At 58.4% G+C, this 24,390-nt stretch carries 18 protein-coding genes; 17 read left to right on the top strand and 1 reads right to left on the bottom strand.

The window, feature by feature from the left end:
• Positions 1 to 40: 40 nt before the first annotated feature.
• The 13 genes from RHM59_RS03020 to RHM59_RS03080 all read left to right on the top strand — a co-directional run bounded on the left by RHM59_RS03020 (position 41) and on the right by RHM59_RS03080 (position 17,385).
• Positions 41 to 745: a glutathione S-transferase family protein gene (locus tag RHM59_RS03020; protein ID WP_322164700.1), complete on the top strand. Its 705-nt coding sequence runs from the start codon at positions 41 to 43 to the stop codon at positions 743 to 745.
• Between the two features lie 59 nt (positions 746 to 804).
• Positions 805 to 939, top strand: a complete 135-nt coding sequence (locus RHM59_RS03025) for a hypothetical protein (RefSeq protein ID WP_322285923.1) — start codon at positions 805 to 807, stop codon at positions 937 to 939.
• Positions 940 to 1,017: 78 nt separating this feature from the next.
• Positions 1,018 to 1,440 (top strand): 3-isopropylmalate dehydratase, encoded by a 423-nt coding sequence (locus RHM59_RS03030; protein WP_322285924.1) that lies wholly within the window; start codon positions 1,018 to 1,020, stop codon positions 1,438 to 1,440.
• 182 nt (positions 1,441 to 1,622) lie between these two features.
• On the top strand, positions 1,623 to 2,234 hold the full coding sequence (locus tag RHM59_RS03035; protein ID WP_322164698.1) for a paraquat-inducible protein A: 612 nt from the start codon (positions 1,623 to 1,625) through the stop codon (positions 2,232 to 2,234).
• Between the two features lie 23 nt (positions 2,235 to 2,257).
• Positions 2,258 to 2,845, top strand: coding sequence for a paraquat-inducible protein A (locus RHM59_RS03040; protein ID WP_416195070.1), 588 nt, complete (start codon positions 2,258 to 2,260; stop codon positions 2,843 to 2,845).
• Positions 2,838 to 4,532 (top strand): intermembrane transport protein PqiB, encoded by a 1,695-nt coding sequence (locus RHM59_RS03045; protein WP_322164696.1) that lies wholly within the window; start codon positions 2,838 to 2,840, stop codon positions 4,530 to 4,532. The genes RHM59_RS03040 and RHM59_RS03045 overlap by 8 nt, the downstream gene beginning before the upstream one ends.
• 5 nt (positions 4,533 to 4,537) lie before the next feature.
• On the top strand, positions 4,538 to 5,140 hold the full coding sequence (locus RHM59_RS03050; protein WP_322285926.1) for a PqiC family protein: 603 nt from the start codon (positions 4,538 to 4,540) through the stop codon (positions 5,138 to 5,140).
• Positions 5,141 to 5,185: 45 nt separating this feature from the next.
• Positions 5,186 to 6,862 (top strand): intermembrane transport protein PqiB, encoded by a 1,677-nt coding sequence (locus RHM59_RS03055; protein ID WP_322285927.1) that lies wholly within the window; start codon positions 5,186 to 5,188, stop codon positions 6,860 to 6,862.
• Between the two features lie 109 nt (positions 6,863 to 6,971).
• On the top strand, positions 6,972 to 8,219 hold the full coding sequence (locus RHM59_RS03060) for an acetate/propionate family kinase (RefSeq protein WP_322285928.1): 1,248 nt from the start codon (positions 6,972 to 6,974) through the stop codon (positions 8,217 to 8,219).
• Between the two features lie 56 nt (positions 8,220 to 8,275).
• Positions 8,276 to 10,777: a phosphoketolase family protein gene (locus RHM59_RS03065; RefSeq protein ID WP_322285929.1), complete on the top strand. Its 2,502-nt coding sequence runs from the start codon at positions 8,276 to 8,278 to the stop codon at positions 10,775 to 10,777.
• A 49-nt stretch (positions 10,778 to 10,826) separates the two neighbouring features.
• Positions 10,827 to 13,343: an alpha-glucan family phosphorylase gene (gene glgP / locus RHM59_RS03070; protein WP_322164691.1), complete on the top strand. Its 2,517-nt coding sequence runs from the start codon at positions 10,827 to 10,829 to the stop codon at positions 13,341 to 13,343.
• Between the two features lie 175 nt (positions 13,344 to 13,518).
• Positions 13,519 to 15,027, top strand: coding sequence for an arginine/agmatine antiporter (gene adiC, locus RHM59_RS03075; RefSeq protein WP_322285930.1), 1,509 nt, complete (start codon positions 13,519 to 13,521; stop codon positions 15,025 to 15,027).
• A gap of 63 nt (positions 15,028 to 15,090) precedes the next feature.
• Entirely contained in the window at positions 15,091 to 17,385 is a 2,295-nt protein-coding gene (locus tag RHM59_RS03080; RefSeq protein WP_416195047.1) for an Orn/Lys/Arg decarboxylase N-terminal domain-containing protein, read from the top strand.
• A 4-nt stretch (positions 17,386 to 17,389) separates the two neighbouring features.
• Here the strand turns inward: RHM59_RS03080 and RHM59_RS03085 are convergent, their stop codons facing one another.
• Positions 17,390 to 18,652: an arsenic transporter gene (locus RHM59_RS03085; RefSeq protein WP_322285931.1), complete on the bottom strand. Its 1,263-nt coding sequence runs from the start codon at positions 18,650 to 18,652 to the stop codon at positions 17,390 to 17,392.
• Between the two features lie 676 nt (positions 18,653 to 19,328).
• Between RHM59_RS03085 and RHM59_RS03090 the strand changes: the two genes are divergently transcribed.
• From RHM59_RS03090 to RHM59_RS03105, 4 genes are all read left to right on the top strand, one after another.
• Positions 19,329 to 20,318: a response regulator gene (locus RHM59_RS03090; RefSeq protein ID WP_322285932.1), complete on the top strand. Its 990-nt coding sequence runs from the start codon at positions 19,329 to 19,331 to the stop codon at positions 20,316 to 20,318.
• 2 nt (positions 20,319 to 20,320) lie between these two features.
• Entirely contained in the window at positions 20,321 to 21,283 is a 963-nt protein-coding gene (locus RHM59_RS03095; protein ID WP_322164687.1) for a diguanylate cyclase, read from the top strand.
• A 130-nt stretch (positions 21,284 to 21,413) separates the two neighbouring features.
• Positions 21,414 to 23,492 carry a type VI secretion system tip protein TssI/VgrG gene (tssI, locus tag RHM59_RS03100; RefSeq protein ID WP_322285933.1) on the top strand — a complete coding sequence of 693 codons (2,079 nt, stop codon included), beginning with the start codon at positions 21,414 to 21,416 and terminating at the stop codon, positions 23,490 to 23,492.
• On the top strand, positions 23,479 to 24,351 hold the full coding sequence (locus tag RHM59_RS03105; protein ID WP_322285934.1) for a DUF4123 domain-containing protein: 873 nt from the start codon (positions 23,479 to 23,481) through the stop codon (positions 24,349 to 24,351). The genes tssI and RHM59_RS03105 overlap by 14 nt, the downstream gene beginning before the upstream one ends.
• Positions 24,352 to 24,390 lie beyond the last annotated feature (39 nt).

Here is a 24,390-nt window from a genome sequence, read left to right on the forward strand (position 1 = left end):
CTATTCTAAATCAATCGTTCTAGAATACAAAGGTGACGCCATGATCCGTTTCTATTTCCACCCGACACCGAATCCGGCGAAAGTTGCGCTGATGCTTGAAGAAACCGGGCTTGCTTACGAGCTCGTGCCGGTCGATACCAGCAAGGGCGAGCAGCACACGGCGGAGTTTCATGCCATCAACCCAAACGGCAAGGTGCCCGCCATCGTCGACACGGATGGACCGGGCGGCGTTGAAACGCGGGTGTTCGATTCCAGCGCGATTCTGTTTTATCTCGGCGAAAAAACCGCTCAGTTCATGGGCACGCCCGCTGATCGGCCAGAGCTGCTGTCGTGGCTGTTCTTCATTGGTACAGGTTTGGGGCCTTTTTCGGGGCAGGCAGTGCATTTCCAATACGCCGCGCCAGAAGGAAACTCATACGCGATCAATCGCTATCGGCGTGAAATCGAGCGGCACTATCAGGTGTTGGATGAGCGTTTGGCGGGACGTGACTACATCGTCGGTGATACCTACTCAATCGTCGACATCTCGGCATGGGGTTGGCTGGACAAGGCTCCGCGTGTACTCAAAGGCGAGGCAGATCCGTTGGCGCCGTTCCCTAACCTCAAGCGCTGGTTCCAAGCCATCGATGCTCGCCCGGCCGTCGCCCGCGCCCGTGCAGTCGGCAAAGACCATGCATTCAAAAAAGAGATGGACGAGCAAGCGCGACGGGCGCTGTTCCCGTTCAACTATCCGAAAGACATTTAACCGCAAGGGGCGGGCTGACATTGCCGTCGGCACGCCCTCGTCGTTGTCGAAACCCGACCATGGACGCGGCGACGATTGCCGAGCTGATCATGGTGTTTTTTTCGGGCCTGTGTATCGAGCAGAACATGGCGGGCAATGAGCAGTCGACCGACTCCAGCATTACCCACCTAATGCAGGTGGTTCGTGGGCTTTAGCGGATCAGACTTGTCGGCGAGCGTCCTTCAGCTACAGTTGCAGCAACCCTGTGCTGACATCTGTTTAAGGAAGTCTCAATGCGCTTGATCTGTTTCGCGATTCCTCTGTTGCTGGCGGGTTGTTCATCATTCACGGCCGATCCGGACAACGTGACCCAAGTGCCAGAGGATCGCCTGCTCGCGTTCCAACAGCCGGTGGAGGGCGGGGGGCAAATCATCGTAAACCGTGACATCGGGATGCTGGGCGGCGGTTGTTTCCTGGCCTTTTCGATTGACCGCACCGTCGCCGCCCGAATCGGTATCGGTGAAGAAGCGCATTTTCAGGTGCCCGCGGGTGCTCGGATCGTGGGCATCGGCCTCGATGAACAGGACACGTCAATGTGCAGCAAAGGCCGTTTGCACCGCGAGCTGGCGGTTCAGTTGCAGGGCAGCGGCTCTCAACATTTTCGAATTGTCAGTGATTCGGTGAGTGGCTTCGGGATAGTGCCTGTAGCGCAGTGATAGCGTTCGCCAAAACGTTGGCTCCCGCCGGGGGTGTCCGTAACAGCTTAGTGTTGGCAGCCATGCCTGGGCCGGTATAATCACCGCCCGCAGACATTATTCATCTGCGCGACCTTGCCCCTTGAACTAGCTGGCAATGCCCGGCTCCAAGGATTGGATTTGCATTACGACCAGTCGAGCCTATGACATCGTCCCCAGCATGGATTATCTGCGAACACTGCGACTCGGTTTATCAGTCCACGGCGTTGGCCAGAGGCCAGACCGCGCGCTGTGTGCGTTGCGCTGCCATTCTTGGGCGCGGCGGTCAATTGAGCATTCAACAACTGTTGGCGCTGTCGATCAGCGCCGCAATGCTTTTCATTTTCGCCAACGCGTTCCCCGTCATTTCCATCAGCCTGCAAGGCTTGAGCAATCAGGCCACCTTGTGGCAATCGGTTCAGGCTCTGGCCCAAGGGCAAATCAGCCCGATGGCAGCCGTGGCGGGGCTGACGATCATTCTTGCGCCTTTTCTGCAAATCATTCTGCTCTGCTGGGTGCTCAGTTTCGCCTTGGCCAGGCGTGCGGCGCCTGGTTTTAAGCTCTGCATGCGAACGCTGGAACACCTGCGGCCATGGAGCATGCTCGAGGTCTGCTTGCTGGGCATTCTGGTGTCCATCGTCAAATTGGCTGGCATGCTCGATGTACACCCCGGCGTTGGCCTATGGGCACTGGGCATGCTAACCGTGCTGATCATCCTGATTTCGGGCAAAGGCATCCGTCGGCTGTGGAAAGACCTTGAAGGTGTCATTCCGTGAGTCAGCCGCCGTATGCCAGCGAAATGAACCTGGTCCTGTGCCATACCTGCGGCTACGCCTGCTCGGTGAACGATGCACAATGCCCTCGTTGCAATTCAGCGGTGCATCGACGCAAACCGAACAGCCTGACCCGCACCTGGGCATTTTTGCTCGCCAGCCTGATCTGCTATATCCCGGCCAACCTGATGCCGGTGATGTACACCAACATCTTTGGCAGCGGCAGTGAAAACACGATCTTCAGCGGCATCATAGAGTTTTGGAGCGAGGGTTCCTGGGACCTCGCATTGTTGATTTTCATCGCCAGCGTGGCGGTACCGTGCTTGAAATTTCTGGTACTGGGCACGCTGCTGATTACCTGTCAGCGCCGCAGCCACTGGGCCAGGCGGGAGCGGGCCAGGCTATATCGGTTGATAGAGGTGGTCGGTTATTGGTCGATGCTGGACGTGCTGGTGGTGGCCTTGATTGCCGCGCTCGTGCAATTTCGCTCGCTGAGCACCATCGACCCGCGCATGGGTATTTTGTTTTTTGGTTTGGTAGTCGTCCTGACCATGTTAGCCGCCATTAGTTTTGATCCCCGGCTTATCTGGGATACAGAGGTTGAAGATGTCTGATCACCCACGTTCCACCCTAAACCCCGCGTCGGGTCCACCCTCACCAGGCGCGCCGAATATCAAGCATCGAAGCTTCAACGTATCACTGGTGTGGATCGTACCCATCGTGGCGGCGTTGGTCGGGTTGTCTATGGTGGCGCATAACATTCTTTCGGCTGGACCGGAAATCAATGTCAGCTTCCAGACCGCTGAAGGGATTGAGGTCAATAAGACCCAGGTCAAATACAAAAACGTGGTGATTGGTAAAGTCACCGCCATCGCCTTGAGCGAAGACCGTAATCGTGTGGATGCGACCATCGACCTAGATGCGTCCGCCAAGTCGTTCGCCACCGAGGGATCGCGCTTCTGGGTCGTGCGCCCCCGCATCGGTGCCAACGGTATTTCTGGGGTAGGTACCTTGCTTTCCGGGGCATTTATTGGTGCCGATGCCGGCGAATCCGAACAGACCAAAAAAGACTTTGTCGGCCTTGAAACGCCGCCGCCGGTGACCTATGGCGAGAAGGGCAAGCGCTATACCTTGCACACCGACACCCTCGGCTCGCTGGATATTGGTTCGGACGTTTACTACCGCCGCATCGCGGTGGGGCAGGTGGTTGCCTATCAGTTGTCTGAAGACGGCAAAGGCGTTGATGTGCAAATTTTCGTTCATTCGCCAAACGATCAGTTCGTGACCAAGGACACACGATTTTGGAATGCCAGTGGCGTAAATGTCAGTCTGGATGCTAACGGCCTGAAGGTGGATACCGAGTCGGTTTCTTCGATTCTGGCTGGCGGTATTGCCTTCGTCGAACCCAAGTACAGCCCGAATCCGGTGGTGGCGGAGGAGGATGCTACGTTCTCGCTGTTCGTCGACCAGCAAACCGCCATGGCGCCCGCTGACGGCGATCCGCACTTCATCCGCATGCGCTTTGACCAGCCGTTGCGCGGGCTGTCGGTCAACGCGCCGGTCGAATTCCATGGGGTGAACATCGGCAGAGTGGTGTCGGTCGATCTTGACTATGACGCGACGAAAAAAGACTTTCCGACCATGATCGGTGCGGTTATTTACCCCAATAGATTGGGCAAGGCCCACGAAACGCTCCTGAAGCAGGCCGGCGCGGACAAAGCTGACGACCTTCGAACCCAGGAGTTGATGGCGGAATTCGTTAAACAAGGGCTGCGTGCCCAAGCCCGGAGCGGCAACTTGTTGACCGGCCAATTGTACATCGCGCTGGATTTTGTGCCGAACGCAAAACCGGTGGCATTTAACTCAACCGCGCAACCCTTGGACATTCCGACCATCCCCGGCAGCCTGGACAAACTGCAGGAGCAGTTACAACAGATCGTCGACAAAATCAGCAAACTGCCCATCGATCAGATTGCCAGCAACCTCAACGGCAGTTTGACCGAGCTTCAGAAAACCTTGAAACAGGTCAATGGCGATGTACTGCCGCAGATGCGCGACACCTTGGCGCAAACCAAAAAAACCTTGGCGTCAGCCAACGACAGCTTCTCCGAGGATTCGCCACAACGTCAGGAGCTGGGTCAGGCCATGCAGGAAGTGAAACGCACCGCTCGCTCGGTGCGGGTATTGACCGACTTCCTCGGCCGGCACCCTGAAGCCTTGATTCGTGGGCGCGTGAAAACCGCCCAACCCGATGGCTACACATCGTCACCTTCGTCTTCTCGCGAGATTGATCCGGAATGATCCCCATGAAAAGTCGCTTTCTTGCCCTCTTGGCCACGCTGGGTTTGGCCGCTTGTGTGTCGGCGCCCACGCATTACTACACGCTGGTGCCCACCGCCAACGATGCGCGAGCGAGCAGCAGCATGCCGGCGTTTCAGTTCGAAATGCAGCCGGTGCTGATACCGGTGCAAGTTGATCAGCCCCAAGTGGTAGTGCGACTCAGCAGTGGTGCCTTATCGATTCTTGAAACCGAACGCTGGAGCGCGCCGTTGGCCGATGAGTTTCACGACGCCTTGGCCAACCAGATGGAGCTGCGACTCGGTACGCGAAACCTTGAGGGCTTGCCCAAAATGCCCGGCCGCCCGGTCATTTCACTGCAAACCGACGTTCGACGCTTTGACTCGGTGCCGGGTCAGTACGCGTTGATCGACGTGGTGTGGAGCATCAGTCGCCGGCTTGATACCGAACCGCGTCGCAGCTTGACCTGCAGTTCAACCCTTCGCCAACCCGCCGGGATGCAAGTGCAAGACGTGATCATGGCGCACCAGCAGGTCATCGCGCAGTTGGCGACTATAATCGCCGGGACGGCGCGCAAATGGGCGCAGGATCCCAGCGTAGGCTGTCCATAGTCGGTTCGTTTTGCTTCTTACTCGTCTGGGATGCCGAGGTAAGCCATGCCTGAAAACCCGAAGCCCACGGCCAGCCCGGTACCCGGCGCAGCCGAGATCAAACATCGAGGTTTCAATGTATCGCTGGTGTGGATTGTGCCCATCGTGGCGGCGCTGGTGGGGTTATCGATGCTGGTCCATAACGCGATATCGGCCGGCCCCGAGATTACGCTCACCTTTCAGACCGCAGAGGGCCTGCAGGCGAACAAGACCCAAGTCAAATACAAGAACGTGGTGATCGGCGAAGTCACGGCCATTGCCTTGAGTAAAGACCGCAGTCATGTTGACGTGACACTTGATCTGGACGCTTCGGCAAAGACCTTCGCAACTCAGGGTTCTCGTTTCTGGGTGGTACGCCCGCGGATCGGTGCCAACGGTATTTCCGGCATCGATACCTTGTTGTCCGGGGCGTTTATCGGCGCTGATGCGGGAGCGTCGGACGACGTCCAGAAAGATTTTGTCGGTTTGGAAACGCCGCCTCCCGTGACCTACGCAGAGAAGGGCACCCGTTATAGCTTGCGCACCGACTCCCTGGGTTCATTGGACATCGGTTCGGCGGTTTACTACCGGCGAATCACCGTAGGTCAGGTGGTGTCTTATCAGCTGTCCCCCGACGGTAAAGGCGTGGATGTGCAGATTTTTGTGACCGCGCCCAACGATAAATTTGTCACCCGGGATTCACGCTTTTGGAACGCCAGCGGCGTCGATATCAGCTTGAGTGCCGAGGGCCTAAAACTGAACACCCAATCGGTGTCTGCGATCCTGGCCGGAGGGATCGCGTTCGTTGAACCCAAATACAACCCTGATTCACAGGCGGCGGAAGAAGGCACTCAGTTTGCGTTGTTTGCCGACCAGGACACCGCCATGGCCCCCATCGATGGACCATCGCGCTACATTCGCATGCGCTTCGATCAGCCGTTGCGTGGCTTGACTGTCAATGCACCGATTGATTTTCACGGGGTCACCCTGGGCCGTGTGGTGTCAGTGGACCTCGACTATGACCCTGTAACCAAAGACTTCCCGACCTTGGTCGGTGCGGTCATTTACCCCAATAGGCTGGGCAAGGCCCATGAAAAACTCCTGCGCGAACCGGGCAAGGACGACGATGCCCGGGCGCTCGCGGTCATTGCCCAGTTAGTCGAAAAAGGGCTCAGGGCCCAAGCGCGAAACGGCAATTTGCTCACCGGCCAACTGTACATCGCGCTGGATTTTGTCCCGGGTGCGAAGCCGGTGACCTTTGACCTGAACGCCAAGCCGGCAGAGGTGCCCACGGTGCCGGCGAGCCTGGACAAGCTTCAGGAGCAACTACAAAGTATTGTCAATAAGATCAACAAACTGCCCATCGATCAGATTGCCAACAACCTTAACGGCAGCTTGGCCGAACTTCAGCTAACCCTGAAACAAGTGAATGGCTCCGTTCTGCCGCAGATGCGCGACACCCTCGTGCAGACCCGAAAAACCCTCGCATCGGCCAACGAAGCCTTCGCCGAGGACTCACCGCAGCGCCAGGAATTGAGCCAGTCCATGCAAGAAGTGAAACGCACCGCCCGTTCGGTAAGGGTGTTAACTGATTTCATTGGGCGACATCCCGAAGCACTGATTCGTGGCCGCCTTAAAGGCGCCGAGCCTGATGGCTATAAATCGTCGCCTTCAGCGTCACGAGATACCGCGAATGACCCTTGATCCAAATCAATGGTCGAAAAAAAGCACCCTGCTATAACTAACTGCCATGGCCGACGTGAAGCTGTCTCATTGGACGGTTCGCGCTGATATTCGCGATCGGGGAGATCGAATGGTTGAGCAGTTAGTTGAACCGGTAAGCGTTGCGCTGGATCAGACCACCTCCGGCCTGCTGCTGGTCGTCAACGCGGGTTCGTCCAGCATCAAATTCGCGATTTACCGCGCCAGTCTGGACAGCCACGGCCAACCGGTTGCCCTGGGCTACGGCAGCCTGGAAAAACACGTGGATCACTATTGGCTGTGTTTTCGCGAGGCCAGCGGCGAAAAAGATATCGAAGAGCAGTGGCCACACTCCGAAGAGTCGATCACTGACGAGACCTTGGCCCGGCTGATCCAGTGGATCGAGCAGCACACCGGCGACACGCTATCTGCCGCCGGTCATCGAATCGTTCATGGCGGCACGCGCACCCAAGTTGCGGCGTTGATCGACGAGGCCGTGATGGCGGAAATGGAGGCGTTGATTCCTATTGCGCCGTTGCATCAGCCAGCGTGCCTGGCCCCGGTGCGCTTTCTGGCGCGTGAACATCCTCATTTGCAACAAGTAGCCTGTTTTGATACCGCCTTTCATCATTCGCTGGACCGGATGGAAACCTTGTATGGATTGCCCCGTGCCTTGAGCGAGGAGGGTATCCGTCGTTATGGTTTTCACGGTTTGTCGTTCGAGTACATCGCCAGTGTCCTGCCCGCTTATGATCGCCGGGCAGCGGCCGGGCGGACCATCGTGGCTCATCTCGGTAATGGCGCGAGCCTGTGTGCCTTGCGCGGCGGCCGCAGTTGCGCCACCAGCATGGGTTTTACCACCCTCGACGGGATTCTCATGGGCACACGCCCCGGACACCTTGATCCCGGCATTCTCCTGTACCTGTTGCGCGAGCGTGGCATGACCGCTGAGGCGCTTGAGCATTTGCTGTATCACGAATGTGGTTTACTCGGCGTTTCCGGTGGCATCTCCAGCGACATGCGGGAGCTGTCTGTCAGCGAGGACCCAGCGGCCAAAGAAGCAATTGATCTGTATGTACACACCATCGTCCGTGAAATCGGAGCCTTCGCTGCGGTTCTGGGCGGCCTCGATGCACTGGTGTTCACAGGCGGTATTGGTGAGCATGCAGCCAGCGTGCGCGCACGGATTATCGAAGGTTGTGCCTGGCTTGGCATGAGAATCGACGAGCAGGCCAATGAAGTTGACGGGCCGTTTCTGTCCCAGTCCAGCAGCCGCGTCGCTGCCTGGATGATCCCCACTGATGAAGACCACGTGATCGCCCGCCATACCTTGCAGTTGCTGGACACCAGCAGCCATTAGTTGAGACTCGGGCTTGGGCCCGAGGGTTTTACATCGCCCATTCCACTGGAGTCGCCATGTATATCTTCAACCCACTGCTGTCCAGCGCCGATAACCCCTCCAGCGCACCGATTATCGAGCCGCTTTTGGTCGACAATGGCCCGCTGGCGCCTGAACTGCTGGAGCGGATGAACCGCTATTGGTACGCCGCCAATTACCTGTGCGTCGGCCAGATTTACCTCAAGGCCAACCCATTACTGCGTGAACCGTTGAGCGCCGATCACATTAAGCCTCGGCTATTGGGACACTGGGGCACTTCGGCCGGGCAGAACTTTATCTATGTGCACTTGAACCGGCTGATCAGCGAACAACATATACAAATGATCTATATTTCAGGCCCCGGTCACGGCGGTCCAACGTTGAATGCGTGTGCCTGGTTGGAAGGCACTTACAGCGACGTTCACCCAGAGATCACCGCCGATGAATCGGGGATGCTGCGCTTCTTCCGCAGTTTCTCCACCCCCGGTGGCGTGCCGAGCCACTGCGGTCCGCACACGCCCAACTCCCTGCATGAAGGCGGCGAGCTGGGCTATTCGTTGGTGCATGCGTTCGGCGCCGCGTTCGACAACCCGCAGGTGGTGGTGGCCTGCGTCATCGGTGATGGCGAAGCGGAAACCTGCCCGTTGGAAGGCAGTTGGAAAAGTATTCGGTTTCTTAACCCGGTCTACGACGGTGCGGTGCTGCCGATTCTGCACCTCAACGGCTACAAGATTTCCGGCCCCACGGTGGAAGCACGCACCGACGACGCCGACCTGATCGCGCTGTATCAAGGGCGTGGCTACGAGCCGATCATCGTCGCCGGCGATGACCTGCCCGGCATGCACCAACGTTTCGCGGCGGCCCTCGACACCTGCTACGCCGGGATTCGGGATATCCAGCACCGAGCGAGGGAGGAGGGGTCGGTTACACGCTCGCGCTGGCCGATGATCATTTTGCGCAGCCCCAAAGGCTGGACCGGGCCGAAAGTAGTCGACGGCATGCCGGTGGAAGGGACGTTTCGCGCGCACCAAGTGCCGCTGGCTAATGTCATCCAGAACCCTGAGCATTTGGCGCAACTGGAGCGCTGGATGCGCAGTTATTCACCTCAGACGCTGTTCGATGAGAATGGCGCGCTGGTGCCCGAACTGCGCGCCCTGACCCCACCGTCTGCGCTGCGCTTGGGGGCCGTTCCCCACGTCAATGGCGGCCGGGTATTGGTGGCGCTGGACTTGCCCAACTTCGCCGATTACGGCCTCGACGTCCCCGGGCCGGGGGAAGTCATAGCCGAGGCACCGCGCAAACTGGGTGAATACCTGCGGGACGTGATTCGCGCTAATCCGCATAATTTCCGGGTATTTGGCCCGGATGAAACCAATTCCAACCGTCTGAACGCGGTCTTCGAGGCCACCAACCGCACGGCTGCTGGACCGATCCTTGAAATTGACGATCACCTAGCGGCTGATGGCCGAGTGATGGAAGTCCTTAGCGAGCACTTGTGCGAAGGCTGGCTTGAGGGCTATTTGCTCACCGGGCGCCATGGCATGTGGTCGACGTATGAGGCGTTCGCCCAGGTCGTTGATTCCATGGTTACCCAACACGCCAAGTGGTTGCAGCAAAGCCGCGAGTTCCCTTGGCGTCGGCCGTTGGCCTCGCTCAACATATTGCTCACCAGTCACGCCTGGCGTAACGACCACAATGGCTTCAGCCATCAATCCACCGGCTTCGTCGACAACGTGCTGCAACGCCGTTCGGACGTGGTGCGGGTGTATTACCCACCAGACTCAAACTGTCTGGTCAACGTGTTCGATCACTGCCTGCGCAGCCGCAATTACGTGAACGTGGTCACCTGCGGAAAGCAACCGGATTTCCAATGGCTGGATTTCGACGCAGCACTGAAACACTGCTCCCAAGGGGCCTCAATTTGGAACTTCGCCAGCAACGATGACGGCGACGATCCGGACGTGGTGCTGGCCTGCGCCGGTGACGTGCCCACTACCGAAGCGGTGGCGGCGGCCTGGTTGCTGCAAAAACACGTGCCGGGGATCCGCGTGCGGCTGGTCAATGTGGTGGATCTGGGCATCCTCAGCAGCCCGCAAACCCGGCCGCACGGCATGGACAACGTGTCGTTCGATGCGTTGTTCACCCGCGAGGCCCCGGTGATGTTTGCGTTTCACGGCTCGACGTGGGTGATTCATTCCATGGTTCACGGCCGCGCCAACGAGGCGCGCTTTCACGTGCGGGGCTTCTCGGATCGAGGCACCACCACCACGCCGTTCGACATGGTGGTGCTCAACGACATGAGCCGCTACCAGCTCGCCATCGACGCCTTGAGCCACGTGCCGCGTTTGCGCTCCCACAGCCTCGACGCCATGAGTTACTTCGAAGGCCAATTGCGTCGGCATCACACCTACATCCGTGAGCATTTCGAAGACATGCCCGAGATCCGCAACTGGCACTGGACAGACGACTTCAGCGAACCCGACGGCCCCCCACCGCTGGCCAAAGGGCATCCAAGGGGCCAGACCTTTACCGATGCGTGACGCATTAAATCCTACAGAGAGTGGTGGTATTTCTTATCAGGGTCAGCTCATGCCTTCTCGTCGCACGCCGCTTGAATCTAACATCGTAACCTTGCGCCAACTGGCGTTTGATCAAACCGTTCGTTGGTCCGATTTGAACGACGATATCTGGCGCAGACTGGACAACGAGCTGTGGGAACTCACCCACAATCCTTGTCTCGTGCTTAACGCGGTGTCCGAGCAAAAGATCAACGTCTTGCTCGCCGACATCCATTTTCATGGGCGCGTCACCGAGATCGCCGCGGCGCACCATGCGGTATTGGCCCAGACAACCTGGTTTGAGCGCGAACACGCGGACGCGTCACTGCACCAGGTGGCCTATTTCTCCATGGAGTACATGCTCAGCGAAGCACTGCCGATCTATTCCGGTGGGCTGGGAAATGTCGCGGGGGATCAACTGAAAGCCGCCAGTGACTTGGGGGTTCCGGTGGTGGCCGTCGGGATGCTTTGGCAGCACGGTTATTTCCGTCAGGAGATCAGCGTCGACGGGCACCAACAGGCGTTATACCCAGTCAACGACACCCGGCAATTACCCATTGAACCCTTGCTCCGTCCCGACGGTAGCCTGTTGCGCCTAGCTATTCAGCTGCCAGGATTGACCGTTTGGTTGCGTGGTTGGCAGGCGACGGTCGGGCGTAACCGGTTATTGCTGCTGGACAGCAACGACCCGGCGAATCCACCGCCGTTTCGGTTGCTGACGGGTGAGTTATATGGCGGTGATGTAGAGATGCGCCTGCGTCAGGAGATGGTGTTGGGCATCGGCGGTTGGCGTTTGCTGGAATCGGCAGGCTACACGCCGGATGTGCTTCATCTGAACGACGGGCACGCGGCGTTTGCGGTGCTTGAACGGGCGCGCAGTTACATGCAGGCCAACAAGGTCAGTTTCGACGTGGCCATGACCGCAACCCGCGCCGGCAACCTGTTCACTACCCACACTCCGGTTGAAGCCGGGTTTGATCGTTTTCCCGCCGCGTTGATCAGCAAATACGTCGGACGTTACGTTGAGCATGAGCTGGGCCAGTCGTTGGAAAGCATTTTGGCCTTGGGCCGGCAACGCGGTGACGACTCCGAAGAGCTGTTCAACATGGCGTTCCTGGCGACTCATTGTGCCGGAGCGGTAAACGCCGTGAGCCGTTTGCACGGAGCGACCAGTCGGCATATTTTTCAGCCGCTGTTTCCGCGCTGGCCCAATGACGCTGTGCCCATCGGCCACGTCACCAACGGCGTACACCTGCCGACCTGGGTTTCATTGGAGGCCGAAGCCCATTGGCAAGCGCTGCACGGTGACGATCTGCCCTGGCGCGGCATCCGCGAAGCAAGGGTCAACGAGTTGTTAAAGCAGGTCGATGATCAGGACTTGTGGCAATTGCGCGAGCAGGCGCGGGCCTTGCTATTTGAATTTGTGCGCACCCATCTTGCGCGCAGTGAAGCCGTTCATGGCGCATCACTGAAGGCCATCGAATCGGCCGGGGTGGCGTTCGACCCGCAAGTATTGACCCTCGGCTTTGCCCGTCGCTTTGCTACCTACAAACGACCCAATTTATTGCTGCAAGACCCTGAGCGTCTGCTGCGAATTCTCAACCATCCCACTCGACCCGTGCAGTTGCTTATTGCCGGCAAAGCGCACCCGGCTGATAGCATCGGGCAGCAAATGATTCTTGATTGGCACGCGTTCATTCGTCGCCCGGAAACCAATGGGCGGGTGGCGTTCCTTGAAGACTACGACATGCGCGTGGCGCGCCATCTGGTGCAGGGCGTCGACGTGTGGGTCAACACCCCGCGTCGGCCGTGGGAAGCCAGCGGCACCAGCGGCATGAAAGTCTTGGCCAACGGCGGCTTGAACTTGTCACAGCTCGATGGTTGGTGGGCCGAAGCCTGCACCGACGAAGTGGGCTGGGGCATTGGGGATGGTGCCGAACATGGCGCTGAGTACGACGCAGCCGATGCCGATCAGCTCTACACGCTGTTGGAAAGCGAGGTCGTGCCTGCGTTTTATGAACGTGACGCCGACGGTATCCCCGGGCAATGGATTCGACGTATGCGCGCCAGCATGGGGAGCCTGGTCACTCAATTTTCAGCCGACCGGGCGGTCCGGGAGTACGCCGAACACTATTACCTACCCGCCGCTAGCGCTTACCACGCGCGGGGTGCCGACGGCAGCCGACTGGCGCTGCAACTGGCTCAGGACCATGAACAGTTGCGCACCCACTGGGGCGACATTCGTTTTCTGCAAATGGACATGCAGCGGCGGGCAGGCCGCTACGCCGTGGCATTACACATGGACCTGGGCGGGCTTTCACCGTCTCAAGTTCGCGTTCAGTTGTACGTCGAGGGCGTGGGCGCAGCGGACGCTACCATCGTTGACTTGAAGGTCGACCTGGCGGCCCAAGCGGATGGGCTATTGCTTTACCGGGTTGAAGTAGCTGACGACCGGCCCGCGAGTGAATACACGGCGCGAGTCATCGCCGACGACTCGACTGGGTTGACGGTGCCGCTGGAGGTGGGATTGATCGCCTGGAAAAGCTGACGGACGGCTTCGTTGATCCAGCGCAGTAGGGCCATTAGCGTTCGTTGTTATAAGAGCTGCGCAAAAACTAGACTACGCTCTTGGCTGCTCTTGTCATGTGCCTCTATGGCGGCAGAGAAACAGCCAGCGGGTCGCAGTGATTTCCTCTTTATGCCTTATCAAGGATGTCTGGTTCATGGCAGCTATAGATGACGACTCCAACAAAATGGGGCTTACCCCCGCAATTCTGATGGTCGCGGGCAACATGATGGGCTCGGGGGTGTTCATGCTCCCGGCCAACCTCGCCGGTATCGGCAGCATCGCGTTGTACGGTTGGCTGATTACCATCGTCGGTTCAGTCGCCCTTGCGCTGACCTTTGCCAAACTGGCTTCCATCGATCCTGCAGCGGGCGGCCCTTATGCCTACACCCGCAAAGCCTTCGGCAACTACATGGGTTACCAGACCAATCTGGTGTATTGGCTGGCCAATGTGCTGGGCAACGTTGGCCTGGCGGTGGCTGGTTTGGGTTACTTGACGCACTTCTTTCCATCGCTGAAAGAGCCGTTGGTATTCGCCATTGCGCAGATTTTTGTCATTTGGCTGCTGACATACGCCAACATCCTCGGGCCAAAACTGGTAGGTCGGGTGCAGTCGGTTACCACTATCTTTGCCTTGTTCCCAATTGTCGGCATGGCCTTGTTTGGCTGGTTCTGGTTCAGCGGCGATGTGTACATGGCCGGCTGGAACGTGAGTGGCAAAAGTGATTTCTCTGCGGTCGGCATGACCCTGAACTTCACCCTGTGGGCATTTATTGGCGTGGAAAGTGCGTCGGTCTCGGCGGCAGTGGTGCGTAACCCGCGCCGTAACGTGCCCATCGCCACGGTGGGCGGCGTGATCATCGCGGCGGTCTGCTATATCCTCAGTTCCTCGGTGATCATGGGCATGATTCCAAACAAGGAATTGATCTCGTCTTCTGCGCCGTTTGCCGATGCTGCACGGCTGGCATTGGGCAACACCGCCGCCAATATTGTCGCCTTGTGCGCCGCCATTGGTTGCCTCGGATCGCTGGCGGGCTGGACGTTGCTGGTTGGACAGACCGCCAAAGCCGCGGCGGATGATGGCCTTTTCCAAAACGTGTTTTCCCGGGTGAATGCCAAGGGCGTTCCGGCCGCAGGGCTGGCGATTGTTGCGGCGATCATGAGCGTTCAGGTGTTGGTGACCATGTCGCCGACCGCCAGCGAACAGTTCGGCAAGATCGCGTCGATTGCCGTGATCATGACGCTGCTGCCGTACATCTACTCGTGTATTTCGATCAAGGTGCTGGGCTACAAAGCCATGCCGCCTAACCAATATGCGCTGTACACCTTCATCGGCCTGGTCGGTGCGGTCTACAGCATCTGGGCGATGGTCGGTTCCGACGGCGCTCAAACCCGCTGGGCACTGATCTTCGTTATTGCGACCATCGTCTTTTACTCCGGCGCTATTACCCGTCGTCGTGAAATCGAGGAAGGCCATCTGCACCCCGGCGGCATTTCGCCCACTTGGGTTCGCTACATGGCGTTGGCCATGGTCATTGCCGCGTTGATCGGTACGTTCTGGGTCTCCGTCGGTAGCCGTGACGACCTCAACTTGCAGCGTCGGGTGCCTTTGCCAGGCGAGCTGCAACAACCTGCCGTTGCCCCCGCGCCAGCCGCAGCCCCCTGAAAGTCGGGACTCGACGCGTCATAGCGCGCGTCGAGCCGCATTCCTATGAGTTCGGAGGACGCCATGTCCCTTCATCAGCACCATCGTCTGGGCATGAAAGCCCTGCTTATTCACGAAGAACTTGCCGCCAACAGCTCGGCCGGTCGCGCCGTCCGGCAGCTTGCCGAAGAGTTAGAAGAACGCCAAGTGGAAGTCCTGTTGGCGCAGTCGGCAGAAGACGCCATCGTCCTGATCCATTCGGACCCGATGTTGCAATGCGTATTGCTCGATTGGGAGTTGGCGCTGGACGACAGCCATGCCATCGCCAACCGGGTGTTGGACGCCGTGCGTGAACGTAGCGAAGGCGTGCCGATTTTTCTTTTGGCCGACCGCAGCAGCGCGGCAACCGTTCCCCTAGAAGCGATGCAGAAGTCAGACGATTTCATTTGGCTGCTGGAAGACACCACACGCTTTATCAGTGGCCGTATTGTCGCCGCGATTCAGCGTTACCGTGAGGCCGTGTTGCCACCGATGTTTGGCGCGCTGGTGCGGTTTTCCCAGGTGTACGAATATTCCTGGCACACGCCGGGACACACCGGGGGTACGGCGTTTTTGAAGTCCACGGTAGGGCGCGCGTTTTTTGATTTTTTTGGCGAAAACCTGTTTCGCTCCGACCTGTCGATTTCCGTCGGTGAGCTGGGTTCGCTGCTGGATCATTCCGGCCCGATCGGAGCCAGCGAGGTGTATGCCGCCAGGGTCTTTGGCGCGCACCGCACGTACCACGTCACCAACGGTTCCTCGACCTCCAATCGGGTGATCTTGATGGCCAGCGTGACCCGGGATCAGGTCACGTTGTGCGATCGCAACTGCCACAAGTCAGTCGAACACGCCATGACCATGTCGGGGGCGATTCCGACTTACTTGATTCCGTCGCGCAATCATTACGGCTTGATTGGCCCGATTCCGCCGCAGCGATTGACCCCGGAAGCGATTCACAGCGCCATAGCAAGCAACCCGCTGTTGCGCGAAGGGCTGGACCCGACGCCGATGCACGCGATCATTACTAACTCGACCTACGACGGCCTTTGCTACAACGTGACCCGGGTCGAAGCGCTGCTGGGTCAGAGCGTCGACCGGTTGCATTTCGACGAAGCCTGGTTCGGTTACGCACGCTTCAACCCCCTCTACCGCGAGCGCTTCGCGATGCATGGCGAGCCGGCTGATTACAGCGCTGACCGGCCGACGGTGTTCGCCACTCAGTCGACCCATAAACTGCTGGCGGCGCTGTCCCAGGCGTCGATGATCCATGTCCGCGATGGTCGGCGGCCGATTGAGCATGCGCGGTTCAACGAAGCGTTCATGATGCATGCTTCGACCTCGCCCAATTACGCGATCATCGCCTCCAACGACGTCAGTGCGGCGATGATGGACGGCCCCAGCGGCAAAGCCCTGACCGGTGATTCGATCCGCGAGGCGATTGCGTTTCGGCGAATGCTGGCGCGACTCAACAGCGAGTTCCAGACCAAGGGCGAATGGTTCTTCAACGTCTGGCAGCCGGACACCGTGACCCACCCGAAAAGCGCTCAGGTCCTGCCGTTTTTTGCCGCTGACGAGGAATTGCTGGCGACTGAACCGGCGTGCTGGGTGCTTAAACCGAACGCGGCGTGGCATGGCTTCGGTGATATCGAAGACGGCTACTGCATGCTGGACCCGATCAAAGTGTCGATCACTACGCCGGGAATTTTGCCTGGTGGCGGCATGAGCGAACAGGGCATTCCGGCCGTGGTGCTCACCGCTTATCTGGATCGCCAAGGCATAGTGGTAGAAAAAACCACCGATTTCACGATTCTGTTTCTGTTTTCCATCGGCGTGACCAAAGGCAAATGGGGCACGCTGGTCAATACGCTGCTCGATTTCAAGCGTGACTATGATGCCGATGCACCGCTGGACAGCGTGTTACCCGCGTTGTTGGCAGCGCATCCGCAACGCTATCGGGGCATGGGCTTGCGCGCATTGTGCGAAAGCATGTTCCAAAAAATGTCCGAACTGCGCACCACAGACGCATTGTCTCAGGCGTTTTCGACCCTGCCGGAACCTCGGCTCAGCCCGGTGGCCGCGTACGAGCAGTTAGTCCGCGACAACATCGAAGTGCTGACGTTGGAGCAGATGGCCGGGCGTACCGTGGCCACCGGGGTGGTGCCGTATCCGCCGGGTATTCCGCTGTTAATGCCTGGCGAAAGCGCGGGTGCAGCAGACGGCCCGATACTCGGCTACCTCAAGGCGCTGGAAGAATACGACCGGCACTTCCCAGGGTTTACCCACGATACCCACGGGGTCGAGGTAGAAGACGGGCTTTACCGCATCCGCTGTATCAAATGATCGACTAACCCGGGTTGAGGGATAACGCCGCCAGTGCACCGATCAGGGCGGGCGGCATCACCAGAATCCCGACCCGCAGGAAGTCGACGGCACTGACATGCTCACCTTCGCGACGCACGGCGATCAGCCACAACAGCGTCGCCAGGGAACCGGTAATCGACAGGTTCGGCCCCAGATCGACGCCAATCAGCAATGCGCTGGTAGTAGGCGTCGGCAGGTGAGCAATATGCCCCACGGAGCCAGCGATCAAACCCGCTGGCAGGTTATTAATGACATTGCTGGCAATCGCCACAACCAGCCCGGCACCCCAGGTTGCCTGGCTGCTGGAATGTTCGGCCAGGGAGGCCAACGTATGCGCCAACGAATTGATGATCCCGGTTTGGGCGAGCCCTTCAACCAGGACGAACAGGCCGCCCACCAGCGGCAACACGCCCCAGGAAACGCCTTTGAGTACAGGCATCGGGCTCATCCGCTGACGCAGGTGAATCAGACCGGCGGTGGCCAATCCAGCACAAAACGTCGGCAACCCCAGTTGCAGGTCGAAGGCCGATGCCAGCAACAACACCGCGGCCGTAAGCATGATGCCAAATGCTGTCAGCCGCGCCCCGCTGGACAGGGGTTGGAGGGCGATGACCGTTTCCAAGGTTTGACGCAGGTGCTTGCGCTGAGTGAGGCGCAAGACAATGTAGGTCAGGCCAATAGCGGCCATCGACGGCAGGCTGAATTGCCACAACCACGTCAGCAACGGCGGCATGTGGCTGCCGAAAATCACCAGGTTGGCAGGGTTGGATATCGGCAGCACAAAACTTGCCGCATTGGCGATAAAAGCGCAGACGAACAAATAAGGCAGTGGCTCGGCCTTGGCTGCTTTGGCGGCGGCATACACCGCCGGGGTCAGGACGACCGCCGTCGCGTCGTTGGACAGAAAAATGGTGACCAGCGTCCCGACCAGGAACACCAGGTCGAACAACCGCTGCCCGGAACCCTGTGCATGTTGCGCGGCGTACATCGCCAGCCAGTCGAAAAGGCCTTCCTGACGTGCCAGTTCGGCCAGCACCATCATGCCGATCAGGAACAGATAGACATCAGTGCCTTTGGCAATCGCTGCCAACGCAGAAGGCCAGGGAATCAACCCGAAGCCGGTCAGCAACGCGGCGGCGCTCAACGCCCAGACCCACTCCGGAACGCCAAACGGTCGAAAAATCACGCAACAGGTTGCCAAGGCAGCGGCGATCCAGATGACGGTGTGTGGATCGAATCCAGGCATGCATGACCCTATAAATGGAAGATGAAGACGTTGAATCATGGAGGTGGAGGGTGGGGAAAATGTATGGCGGCACAGCCAGGCTCATTAGCGCATACACGTTGTATCACGTTGCTTCACGCAAGATGATCACGAGGGTTGGCGGGGATTACGTCGAGCTTCGGCGACGCAACGTTGAAAGTGTATATTCTGCGTTGCCAACGAAATGCGTGGCCCTAATCAACCTGAACCAAACGCCTGATTGTGCGCAAAGAGTGACGCGCGTTTAGCAGGCGTTTCGTCAGGTAACAGTTCAGTTACAATGGCGCGGCTTTTTAGCTCGCCGTCGTGACCTCTAACCGATCCATACGCGTTAGCAAACAGGCCAATTCGTGATCCGCAGGACGCGTCTTAACAGGCTGCGAGGCTGATCAGGGAAGGGCAAGCTCACTGCTGCAGCCGCTCTGTCGATTCATCCCAATGTGAATGCAAATGTCGTGAGTCATCCTGGGGTCGCGGTATTAAAACGGCCCGGCGGCTTGCACAGAAATTGCATAATGATGGCACACGCGTTTATATGGGGTTTTTAAGTGCGTTTCATCAGGTCTCGTCACTAGACGGGCGAACATTGGGCACCTTAAAGGTGCATTGGCACACTGGCTTCGGTCTTAAACTCTTTACGCAGTGAGAAAAGAACACGATGCCCACGATACCCCTGCTGATATGCGACGACTCCAACATGGCGCGCAAGCAGTTACTGCGAGCGTTACCCGACGACTTAAATGTCTCGGTAACCTTGGCAACGAATGGTAAAGAAGGGGTCGAGGCCATTCGCCGCGGGTTGGGGGAGGTCGTGTTGCTCGACCTGACCATGCCGGAGATGGACGGCTATCAGGTGCTGGCGACCATTCGTGAAGAACAGCTGAAAACCCGGGTCATCGTCGTTTCCGGCGACGTACAGGCTGAAGCGGTGCGTCGCGTTCTAGAGTTGGGGGCACTGGCTTTTCTAAAAAAGCCGGTGGAACCGGAAGAGCTGAAGAGTCTGCTCGAAAACCTTGGGATATTGGGCGAATCGAACCGGTCCGTGGCCGTTGCGCAGTCCGTGGTCGAGTCTGCCACCAGTTTTCAAGATGCGTTTCGCGAAGTTATCAACGTCGCCATGGGCCGTGCCGCTGCGCTATTGGCGCGGGTGCTTGGCGTGTTCGTTCATTTGCCTGTGCCCAATGTAAACATGCTGGAAGTGGGCGAATTGCACATGGCGCTGGCCGATGCCCAGAGCGGCGAGCAACTGACGGCGGTTTGTCAGGGCTATATTGGTGGCGGTATCGCGGGTGAGGCGCTGTTGATCTTTCACGGCTCTGAACTCGCCGACATGGCCAAGTTGATGGAGCAGGACTCCACCGACTATTCCGACATGGAAATGCTTCTGGACCTGTCGACGATTTTGATCGGTGCCTGTTTGACCGGAATTGCCGAGCAAATTGACGTGGTTTTTTCCCAAGGCCACCCGCAAGTGCTGGGGAGCATTGAGGAGCTGATTCGGACCAATCAGCGGCGCTGGAAGAAAACCCTGGCGGTGGAAATCAGTTACAGCCTTGAAGGCCACAATATCCATTTTGATCTTTTGCTGTTGTTCACCGAAGACTCGGTAGAGCGGCTCACCAAAAAACTCGCCTACGTGATGAGCTGACCATGAACGACCGCATCGACATTAAAGAACTTCATTGGCTGCTGACCATCACTCAAAGCATCGACGTGGGCGTGGTGGTATTTGACCGAAACTTTAAAGTGCAAGTCTGGAACACCTTCATGGAAAACCGTTCCGGCGTCGTGCCGAGCGTGGCCCATGATCAATCGTTTTTTGACTTGTTTCCCGAGGTCAATCAAGCGTGGTTTCGCAAAAAAATCGAGAGCGTGCTAACCCTCGGCACACCGGCCTTCACCATCTGGGAGCAACGTCCGTACCTGGTGCATTTCAAGAGTTACCAGCCAATCACTGGCCAGGAAGACTTCATGTACCAGAACACCACCTTGTTCCCGTTGCGCTCGACCAACAGCGAAATCAGCCACATTTGCCTGGTGATCTACGACGTCACCGACGTGGCGACCCATGCTCACCAACTGCAAACCGCCAACCGTCAACTGCAGTTGCTGTCCAGCACCGACCGACTCACCGGCCTGTACAACCGCGGCCATTGGGAAGAAGCGCTCAAGCTCGAATACGCCCGCCATTGCCGCTACGACACGCCCATGACGTTGGTGATGTTCGACATCGATCACTTCAAGCGCGTTAACGACACCTACGGCCACCAAGCGGGTGACAAGGTGATCCAGTGCGTGTCTGAAACCGTGCTTGAGCATATCCGCGATGTTGACATCGCCGGCCGTTACGGCGGAGAAGAATTTGCAGTGCTGCTGCCAGGCACGACAAAGGCGGGGGGCGTGGTCTTCGCCGAACGCCTGCGCGAAGCGGTGGAAGCGCAGGAAGTGGTGCATGACGGAAAACCGATCCGCTGCACCATCAGCCTCGGCGTCGCCGACTTGAGCAAGCCGGCTCCGGAGTACAAACAACTCATCGAATGGGCCGACCAGGCGCTGTACGTCTCGAAGGAAGGCGGTCGAAATCGAGTGTCGGCGTATGAGGGTAAAGAGTAAGGAAGTGGCTGTAAGTCTCAGATTACTTAATCATGGGAAGCGTCCTACGTCCTATGTTAGCTCCGCCCGATAGTCGTTAAAGGCCCAGTCCTGCAGAGTTGCCGCATCTTTTGATGCGGAGAATCTGCCAATGTCCCAGGCCGCCGTCCCAACCTTCACGCTTAGTGTGAAAGGTCTTGAAAATCCTTCTTTGCAAGTGCTCGCGTTTGATGGCGCAGAAGCCGTCAGCACGCCGTACGCCATCACCGTCGAACTGGTCAGTCGGTCGTCTGGTATTGAGCTGTCGGACCTGCTGCACAAGGCGGCTTTTCTCGGTTTTGGCCCGAACGGCGAAGGCATTCACGGGCAGATTCACTCCATCCACAAAAGCGATTCCAATGCCCGGCTGACCCGCTACGTCGCGGTGCTCAAACCCTCTCTCGCGTACTTGGAACACAGCAGCCACCGCCGCTCGTTCCAGCAGATGAGCGTGCCCGCAATTATTCTTGAAGTGCTCAAAGAACACGGCCTGTTTGACGGCCTGGACGTGCAATTCGACAGTGGCGTGACCCGCGCTCCGATCCGTGAATATTGCGTGCAGTACGACGAAAGCGACCTGCACTTCGTCAATCGGCTGTGTGAAGAAGACGGCTGGTTTTACCGTTTTGAGCATTCGGCTGACGGCCATCGGTTGATTTTCGCCGATGACGAAATAATGTTTCCCCATGCGGCGCGGCGGACGCTGCCGTTCAAGCCGCTGAACGGCATGGTGCCCGACGAGTATTCGATAAATACCTTCGGCGTGCGCCTGGCGGCGCGCACCAGCCACGTGGTGCATCGCGATTACGATTTCCAGAAAGCCGGTTATTTGCTGGAAAGTTCGAGACAACCTTCGCTGACGCAAGCGCAAGCCCAAAGGGGTGAGGCCCTGCATGTCGATCCCAAGCTTGAGCATTACGTCTATCCCGGCCGCTTTCTGGAGGACGATCACGGCAGACGATTATCCAACCGAGACCTGGAACGGCACCGCACGGATTTCCAACTGGCCGACGGCAGCAGCGATCACCCGGTGTTGCGCAGCGGGACGGTGATCCAGCTGGAAGACCATCCGCAGCTGAAATGGAATAACCCGTGGGTGCTGATTTCGATCAAGCACGAAGGGCGGCAGCCGCAGGTATTGGAAGAATTGGGCGCTGACGCCCCGGTCGCCGCCGGGAAAATCGCTCAGGGTTATCGGAATTCCTTCACCGCCATCCCCGAAACCATCCAGTTTCGCCCCGCCTTGAGGCACCCCAAACCGCTGATTCACAGCACCCAAACCGCCAAGGTTACCGGCCCGGAAGGCGAAGAAATTCACTGCGATAAATTCGGCCGGGTAAAGGTCAAGTTTCACTGGGACCGCCGCGAGCTGAATGACGAAACCACCAGCTGCTGGGTGCGGGTGGCGTCGAGTTGGGCGGGCAACAGTCATGGCGCGGTGACCTTGCCTCGGGTCGGCATGGAAGTGCTGATTTCTTATTTGGAAGGCGACGCGGATCGGCCGATTGTCATGGGCTGTTTGCCGAACAGTCTGAATCCGGTGCCGTGTGAGCTGCCGGCGAACAAGACCAAAAGCGTGTTCCGCAGTCGCAGCTCCAAGGCCAGCCAGGGCTTCAACGAAGTCTCTTTTGAAGATCGCGATGGCGCTGAACGGGTCTACCTGCGTGCCCAGCGCGACATGGAACAACTGATCCAGAACGACAGCCGTCTTGAAGTGCGCGGTCAGCGGCTGGAGACGATCAAAGGCAACAGCACCACCGTTATCAAGGCCGAGCAACACCTCACAGTTACCGGCGCGCGCAAGGTGCAACTGTCAGCGGGGGATCATTTACAAGTGGCCGGCTCCAGCCACACCCGGGTCGGTGGCGCGCTGGTCATAGACGCGGCGCAAGAAGTACACCTTTCTGGCGCAAACATCGTTATCGATGGCGGCATCACGCTGACCCTCTCCATCAATGGTCAGCATCTGGTGCTCAACCCGGCGGGCATTTTCTGCAGTGTGCCGATTGTGTTGGGAGGAGCGCCGCTGCCGGGAACACCTGCGGCGCCTTTAGCGCCTGGCAGCACCCAGCCTCTGGATGCAGGCGTAGCGTTGGCCACTGAGGGGCTGATCAAAGCGCTCAAAAGCAAATCCTTGGTCTGCCCGGTGTGCGTACTGGATAACACGGAGCAAACCCATGACAACGACTAAACGGACCCCGCTGAAAATACCCGATGATCTTCCTTGGACGCAGAGCGTGGGCTTACTGCTTGACGCCGTACAGGTCGGGAACTTGCTGCCGAAGCTGTTCGCGTGGGATTGCACCGTGAAGGTAGAGCCCCTTTACCTGCAAACCCGTTTCGCCCAGCTCCGAGACGTTTCACCCTGCCTAGTGCGGGTGAGAAGTCCAAGTGATCCGGCACTTGTCGAGTTTCTGGCCCACGCTCAGGAGCATTGGGGCTATCTCATCTGCAGTGTTGCGCCATGGGCGGAAATGGTCGCTCACCTGCGTTGGCTGGCAAGCATCAAGCACCCGTCAGGGGCCGACATGCTATTGCGCATCGCCGATCCAGCAGTGGCTCGCGCGCTGTTAGGCGATACACAAACATCGACGGCCACGCTGTTCGGGCCTTGCCAACGGGTGGTCGTGATCAACCCGATTGGCGATGGCTGGGATCATTTTATCCGCCACAGCGAGGCGCCCATTGCGGACCACTCGGCGCTGTACCAACTGAGCGAGCACCAATGGTCGCTTCTGGAAAGCGCCAGTTTTAGCAAAATGGTGTCAGAACTCTATCAGCACATGAGCGAATTTTTTCCGCAATACCAATCAACCCTGACCGCGCACGAACGCTGGGACCATCTGTACCGGTTAGCCAAACGCGCGGCTGCCTACGGGCATGACAGCGAAGCGGACATCTGGCTTTACGCCAACGCTCACGGGTTGCTGGGTGATCAGGTCATGGGCGAAGACCCGGAAATCCTCCAATTATTGGCGCCGGAGCAACCGTCTCCCGAACAGCGCATGCACCTTATCTCCTCATTGGCCGAGCGGAAATGCTTCCCATGACAAATCTAATGACCCCACGTGGACACTTGGCCAATTTGA

The organism is Pseudomonas sp. MH10 (assembly GCF_034353045.1).
Lineage (GTDB): Bacteria > Pseudomonadota > Gammaproteobacteria > Pseudomonadales > Pseudomonadaceae > Aquipseudomonas.

Bases quoted from the DNA above. Each gene is read 5' to 3' on its own strand.
- RHM59_RS03035 (WP_322164698.1), top strand. From the start codon at position 1,623: ATGACATCGTCCCCAGCATGGATTATCTGCGAACACTGCGACTCGGTT.
- RHM59_RS03080 (WP_416195047.1), top strand. From the start codon at position 15,091: ATGTCCCTTCATCAGCACCATCGTCTGGGCATGAAAGCCCTGCTTATT.
- RHM59_RS03085 (WP_322285931.1), bottom strand. From the start codon at position 18,652: ATGCCTGGATTCGATCCACACACCGTCATCTGGATCGCCGCTGCCTTG.
- RHM59_RS03065 (WP_322285929.1), top strand. From the start codon at position 8,276: ATGTATATCTTCAACCCACTGCTGTCCAGCGCCGATAACCCCTCCAGC.
- RHM59_RS03045 (WP_322164696.1), top strand. From the start codon at position 2,838: ATGTCTGATCACCCACGTTCCACCCTAAACCCCGCGTCGGGTCCACCC.
- glgP (WP_322164691.1), top strand. From the start codon at position 10,827: ATGCCTTCTCGTCGCACGCCGCTTGAATCTAACATCGTAACCTTGCGC.
- tssI (WP_322285933.1), top strand. From the start codon at position 21,414: ATGTCCCAGGCCGCCGTCCCAACCTTCACGCTTAGTGTGAAAGGTCTT.
- RHM59_RS03030 (WP_322285924.1), top strand. From the start codon at position 1,018: ATGCGCTTGATCTGTTTCGCGATTCCTCTGTTGCTGGCGGGTTGTTCA.
- RHM59_RS03090 (WP_322285932.1), top strand. From the start codon at position 19,329: ATGCCCACGATACCCCTGCTGATATGCGACGACTCCAACATGGCGCGC.
- RHM59_RS03060 (WP_322285928.1), top strand. From the start codon at position 6,972: ATGGTTGAGCAGTTAGTTGAACCGGTAAGCGTTGCGCTGGATCAGACC.
- adiC (WP_322285930.1), top strand. From the start codon at position 13,519: ATGGCAGCTATAGATGACGACTCCAACAAAATGGGGCTTACCCCCGCA.
- RHM59_RS03055 (WP_322285927.1), top strand. From the start codon at position 5,186: ATGCCTGAAAACCCGAAGCCCACGGCCAGCCCGGTACCCGGCGCAGCC.
- RHM59_RS03020 (WP_322164700.1), top strand. From the start codon at position 41: ATGATCCGTTTCTATTTCCACCCGACACCGAATCCGGCGAAAGTTGCG.
- RHM59_RS03095 (WP_322164687.1), top strand. From the start codon at position 20,321: ATGAACGACCGCATCGACATTAAAGAACTTCATTGGCTGCTGACCATC.
- RHM59_RS03040 (WP_416195070.1), top strand. From the start codon at position 2,258: ATGAACCTGGTCCTGTGCCATACCTGCGGCTACGCCTGCTCGGTGAAC.
- RHM59_RS03050 (WP_322285926.1), top strand. From the start codon at position 4,538: ATGAAAAGTCGCTTTCTTGCCCTCTTGGCCACGCTGGGTTTGGCCGCT.
- RHM59_RS03105 (WP_322285934.1), top strand. From the start codon at position 23,479: ATGACAACGACTAAACGGACCCCGCTGAAAATACCCGATGATCTTCCT.
- RHM59_RS03025 (WP_322285923.1), top strand. From the start codon at position 805: ATGGACGCGGCGACGATTGCCGAGCTGATCATGGTGTTTTTTTCGGGC.